The sequence below is a fragment of the Bradyrhizobium sp. Ec3.3 genome, from assembly GCF_000472925.1.
GTDB lineage: Bacteria > Pseudomonadota > Alphaproteobacteria > Rhizobiales > Xanthobacteraceae > Bradyrhizobium.
Genome location: NZ_AXAS01000131.1, coordinates 1 through 5,346, shown reverse-complemented (window position 1 = coordinate 5,346; position 5,346 = coordinate 1). Strand labels below are relative to the sequence as shown.

The following is a 5,346-nucleotide window of genomic DNA, read 5'->3' as shown; positions in this document are numbered from 1 at the left end:
AGCGCGGTGGAAGAGCAGGGCGCCGCGACGCAGGAGATCGCCCGCAGCGTCCAGAACGTCGCGCAGGGCACGCAGACAGCGGCCACCGACATCGGCCAGGTCAACCGCGGCGCCGCCGAAACCGGCTCGGCCTCGGAAGAGGTGCTGAACTCTGCCCAGACGCTGTCGGCCGAAAGCACGCGCCTCCGCGCCGAGCTCGATCGCTTCATGGCGAATATCAGGGCGGCGTAAATCTTCGCTGCGCGTCTAGCGCTCGCTGTTGCCCAACTCTCAATTGTCGTCCCGGCGAAGGCCGGGACCCATACCCCCAGGGAGAAGTTGTGGTGCGGGGCTGGTAATCCCGAGTCTTCGCCAAACCACTTCCTGTGGTTCTCGCGACGAGCCCGGTGCGCTCGCGCGGGGATCCCGGATCTGCGCTTCGCTTGTCCGGGATGACGAGCTGAGTTTGTGGCGCCGTCTAAGTCTATTAGCGACAGGGCCCTCACTCCCTCCCGAACGCCCGTTTCAACTCGACCTTCGCGCGCTCGAGCCGCGTGCGCTGTGTCTTCGGCAAGGTCTTGCCGGCGCGGTTGATGTAGAAGGTCAGCATCGACAGCGCCGAGCGATAGGCGCCGGACTTGCGGCGTCTGGAGTGCTCGGCCGAGCGCTTCAGGGACGCGGCGATCTTCTTCGCGCTTGTCTGCTTGAACACGCCGCGCTTGAGATCGAGCGCGTCGCTCTCCTTCGTCACCCGCTGCGACCAGCGCTTGGGCGCTGCGCGTTTCGATGTCGTTTTCGACGTCTTGCGCGAGGCGGGATGGCGCCGTGCGCGGCTTGATGTGCGATGCGTCGCCTTGCGCTTTGCGGTTTTGCGCGAATGTGTCGACTTTCTGACCTGAGCCATGCGTTAACTCCTTGCAGCTCCTCTGAAAACTGCTGCGCTGTGAAGCGGTTCCTGATGGAACCTGACTTCGCCGCAAACGTTGTCGATGGTCGCGGACTGAATCAGGCCGCACCTCCAGCAATAGCGCGATGGACTTGCAGCAAACCCCAGCGCTGAATTTTGATTCTGCGGCCTCGGCGGCGGCGCATGATCGCATCGTCGAGACCAGCATCCCCTCGCGCCTCGACGCGCTGCCCTGGAGCGGCTTTCACACCCGTGTCGTGCTGGCGCTCGGCATAACCTGGATTCTCGACGGGCTGGAAGTGACGCTGGCCGGCGCGCTCTCCGGCGCCTTGAAGCAAAGCACAACGCTGCACTTCTCCAATCTCGATCTCGGCTTCGCCAACTCCGCCTATCTTGCCGGCGCGGTGCTGGGCGCGCTCGGCTTCGGCTGGCTGACCGATCGCATCGGGCGCAAGAAACTGTTTTTCATCACGCTGGCGGTCTATCTGTCCGCGACCGCAGCGACCGCGCTGTCGTGGAACATCGCGAGCTACGCGCTGTTTCGTTTCCTCACTGGCGCCGGCATTGGCGGCGAATACACCGCGATAAACTCGACCATCCAGGAATTGGTGCCGGCGCGCTATCGCGGCTGGACCGATCTCGTCATCAACGGCAGCTTCTGGATCGGCGCCGCCATGGGCGCGGTGAGCGCCATCATCCTGCTCGATCCCGCCGTGATCGGTCCCGATCTCGGCTGGCGCCTCGCTTACCTGATCGGTGCGACGATCGGTCTGGTCGTGCTGTTCATGCGGATGTGGATCCCGGAGAGCCCGCGCTGGCTGATGATCCACGGCCGCCCCGATGAAGCCCACGCGATCGTCGACGACATCGAGCGCTCCGTGATCGGCCACCAGCAGGGCGGGACCGCTTTCGCGAAGATCCGCCTCAAGATGCGCCACCATACGCCGCTCGGCGAGGTCGTGCACACGCTGTTCACGGTCTATCGCCAGCGCGCGCTGGTGGGACTGGTGCTGATGAGCGCACAGGCCTTCTTCTACAACGCGATCTTCTTCACCTTCGCGCTGGTCCTGACCGATTTCTACGGCATCAGCGCCGATGGCGTCGGCTGGTACATTTTGCCGTTCGCCGCCGGCAATTTTCTGGGCCCGCTGTTGCTCGGCCGCTTCTTCGATACGCTCGGCCGCCGCACGATGATCGTGCTGACCTATGGCTTGTCAGGCCTGTTGCTTGCAATCTCGGGCTATCTGTTCGCGATCGGCGCGCTGAGCGCGCGGGGACAGACGATCGCCTGGATGGTGATCTTCTTCTTTGCGTCGCCGGCCGCGAGCGCCGCCTATCTCACCGTCAGCGAAACCTTTCCGCTGGAAGTGCGCGCGCTTGCGATCGCGGTGTTCTATGCGATCGGCACCGGCATTGGCGGCGTCGTGGGTCCTGCGTTGTTCGGCGCGTTGATCGACACCGGGTCCCGCACCAGCGTATTCGCAGGCTATCTTTTGGGGTCGGCACTGATGATCGCGGCCGCAATCGTGGCGTGGCGCTACGCCGTCGCCGCGGAACGTAAATCGCTCGAACAAATCGCGCGGCCGCTTGCCTTTATGGAGTAGGCTATGACTTCGGAAGTGATGGACATACGAACCATGGACGATGACGAGACGCCGGAGACGGTGCCGGTGCCGCACGCCCTGGTGCCGCATCTCAGCGAGACGGCGATACTGCTCGACATCGATGGCACGCTGCTCGAACTGATGCCGACGCCGCGGGAGGTTTGGGTGCCGCCCGGCCTCTCGAAGACGCTCAATGGCCTTGTCGAGCGGACCTCCGGCGCGCTCGCGCTCGTCAGCGGACGCTCGCTCAACGACATCGATCTGATTTTCGCGCCGGATCAATTCCCCGCCGTCGGCGGCCATGGCGCCGAAATGCGGCTGGAGCCGGACAGCGAGGCGGTGGCAAGCCACGCTCCCCCGATGGACAAGGAGTTGAAGCGACGGCTCGCCGCAATCGCAAAGCTCTCGCCCGGCATTCTGCTCGAGGACAAGGGGTATTCGCTCGCGCTGCATTATCGTCTCGCCCCGCATGCGGAGAAGGCGATCTATGCGGCGGTGTCGCTGATCCGCGCCGACCTGCCCAATGCACCGATCGAGGTTTTGCCAGGCAAGTTCGTTTGCGAGATCAAGCATTCCGGCTTCACCAAGGCGAGCGGCGTGCGTGAATTGATGACGCATGAGCCGTTCAGGGGCCGCCGTCCGCTGTTCATCGGCGACGATGTCACCGATGAAACGGTATTCGCGATCATGCCCGATATGAACGGGCTCGCATTCTCGGTGGGGCGTCGCGCGCGTGGCGTGAATGGTCACTTCGACTCACCCAGTGATGTGCGCGAGTTCCTCGCGCATCTGCTCGACGGCGATCCAAGGTAAAAGCAAGGCAGCGCCACGCCAGAGCCATAAAGGCCTCGGAACCGCGTTGCGCACCCGCGATTTTTGCTGCGGAAAGGGAACGCAGAAAACTGTCTTTGCGTCGGATTTTCGTTTCGGAGGACAAAAGACAGTTCCGACGCGCGCGCCTGATTTTGGTTTCAATTGGTTGAAACCATGAACAGGAACCATATTGATGAACGCCAGTTAAACGAGGCGGAATAACAGGAGGGGACGACCCTGTGAATCTCGTCGTCGTATCGAATCGCGTCGCGCGCGGTAAAGCCAACGAACCCATGACGGGCGGCCTCGCTGCCGCTCTGCTTCCCGTGGTGGAACATTCGGGAGCGATCTGGGTGGGTTCCTCGGGCCGGGTGCGCGATGGTCATCAGAAGGAACCCTTCGCCGAGGTCGAGGCGCTCGGCACCGGTGCGCTGGCGACGCTGGATCTGCCGGCGGCGCATTACGGCGGCTATTACGAGGGCTTTGCCAATTCGGCGTTGTGGCCGGCGCTGCATTCGCGCAGCGATCTCATTCGCGTCTCGCAAGGCGACTATCTCAGCTATCGCGAGGTCAACGCCTTCATGGCGCGCGCGCTGCTGCGTTTTCGCAAAGAGCGCACCGCATTCTGGGTGCAGGATTATCATTTCCTCGCGCTCGGTGCGGAGCTGCGCGAGCTCGGCGTCGAGGATCCCGTCGGCTTCTTCCTGCACACGCCGTGGCCGGTGCCCGCGGTGATGCAGGGCGTGCCGCATCATCGCGAGCTGATCGAGGCGATGCTTGCCTATGATCTCATCGGCTTCCAGACCGGCGAGGATTGCCGGAATTTTCTCACCTATGTCGGTCACGAACTCGGACTGACGGTCGAGGACGGCATCGTCAGCTCCAAGCATGGTCGCACGCGGTGCCAGGTGTTTCCGATCGGCATCGATGCAGAAAAATTCGCGCAATATGCCGCGAAGTCGATCTCGCATCCCGACGTGTCGCGGCTGCGCCGCAGCCTCAACGGCGAGAAGCTCGCGATCGGCGTCGACCGGCTCGACTATTCCAAGGGCCTGGTCAATCGCATCAGCGCGTTCGATCGGCTGTGGACCGAGCAGCCGCAATTTTCGCGCAGCATCTCGCTGCTTCAGATCGCAAACCCCTCGCGCGGTGGCATCGAGGCGTATGGCAATCTCCAGAACGAGGTCGCGCGTCTCGTGACCGACGTCAACGGCCGCCATGGCGAGGTCGACTGGACACCGATCCGCTATCTCAACAAGGGGTTTAGCCAGGCGGTGCTCGCGGGCCTCTATCGCACCGCGCAGGTCGGCGTGGTGACGCCGCTGCATGACGGCATGAACCTGGTTGCCAAGGAATATGTCGCCGCGCAAAATCCGGCCGATCCCGGCGTGCTGGTGCTGTCGAAATTCGCAGGCGCCGCCAACGAGCTCGACACCGCGCTGCTGGTCAATCCGCACGACATCGACGGCATGGCGCGCGCGATCTCGATCGCGGCCTCGATGCCGCTCACCGAGCGCAAGATGCGCTGGGAGGCGATGATGAAGAAGCTGCGCGGGCACACCATCCAGCAATGGTCCGCCGACTTCGTCGCGGAGCTGGAGCGGAGCCGGACCGAGAAGTCCACTGTTGCGCCATTGACCGCCCAATCCCCGCAGGCGCTGCGCTGGCTGAGGTCGGCGATTTCAGGTGTGCGGTTGATGTAGCTAGCGCTCCAAGTTGTCTTGATATCAGCGCCGCGATCTCGATCACCCTCTCCCCTTGTGGGCCTGTTGCGTTACTGGCTTTTGAGGCCAAGACAGGTCAGGGAAGAAGCTAGTTGTCGGAGTAGCGGGCCGACGATGGAGCGGCTCATGCTCCTCGGCGGGCGGTTCACGCAGCGATTGCGGCCCACCGCCTCATGTTGAACGCGATGGAGGCGAGCAGAACCTGCCCGTTTGCCTTGATGAGGCCGACGTATCGGATGCAAGTCAATCGCATGCGGCGTTTGAGGGTGGCGAAGGTCGTCTCCACCTGCGCTCGCCGTCGTGCGATGAGAAGGTTGTA

Annotated in this window: 5 protein-coding genes and 1 pseudogene; 4 read left to right on the top strand and 2 right to left on the bottom strand. The window is 63.4% G+C overall.

Annotation, left to right across the window (positions count from 1 at the left end; genetic code table 11):
• Window positions 1–231: pseudogene (locus tag YUU_RS0145405) on the top strand (methyl-accepting chemotaxis protein); the annotation flags it as partial.
• Window positions 232–481: 250 nt separating this feature from the next.
• Here the strand turns inward: YUU_RS0145405 and YUU_RS54460 are convergent.
• Entirely contained in the window at window positions 482–883 is a 402-nt protein-coding gene (locus tag YUU_RS54460) for a DUF3175 domain-containing protein (RefSeq protein WP_051390281.1), read from the bottom strand.
• Between the two features lie 128 nt (window positions 884–1,011).
• Here YUU_RS54460 and YUU_RS0145395 point away from each other — a divergent pair, with 128 nt between their 5' ends.
• The 3 genes from YUU_RS0145395 to YUU_RS0145385 all read left to right on the top strand — a co-directional run bounded on the left by YUU_RS0145395 (window position 1,012) and on the right by YUU_RS0145385 (window position 5,006).
• A complete protein-coding gene (locus YUU_RS0145395) occupies window positions 1,012–2,490 on the top strand; it encodes an MFS transporter (RefSeq protein WP_027528063.1) in 1,479 nt (492 codons plus the stop codon).
• A gap of 3 nt (window positions 2,491–2,493) precedes the next feature.
• Entirely contained in the window at window positions 2,494–3,303 is an 810-nt protein-coding gene (gene otsB, locus YUU_RS0145390) for a trehalose-phosphatase (RefSeq protein WP_027528062.1), read from the top strand.
• Between the two features lie 239 nt (window positions 3,304–3,542).
• Complete coding sequence (locus tag YUU_RS0145385) at window positions 3,543–5,006, top strand: trehalose-6-phosphate synthase (RefSeq protein ID WP_027528061.1); 1,464 nt, start codon at window positions 3,543–3,545, stop codon at window positions 5,004–5,006.
• Between the two features lie 166 nt (window positions 5,007–5,172).
• Here the strand turns inward: YUU_RS0145385 and YUU_RS54455 are convergent.
• Window positions 5,173–5,346, bottom strand: a 174-nt coding sequence (locus YUU_RS54455) for a transposase (RefSeq protein WP_035664980.1), incomplete at its 5' end; no start/stop codon positions are given.

What these genes read in the sequence shown, in the direction of transcription:
- YUU_RS0145395 (WP_027528063.1), top strand. Translation starts at nt 1,012, where the DNA reads ATGGACTTGCAGCAAACCCCAGCGCTGAATTTTGATTCTGCGGCCTCG.
- otsB (WP_027528062.1), top strand. Translation starts at nt 2,494, where the DNA reads ATGACTTCGGAAGTGATGGACATACGAACCATGGACGATGACGAGACG.
- YUU_RS54460 (WP_051390281.1), bottom strand. Translation starts at nt 883, where the DNA reads ATGGCTCAGGTCAGAAAGTCGACACATTCGCGCAAAACCGCAAAGCGC.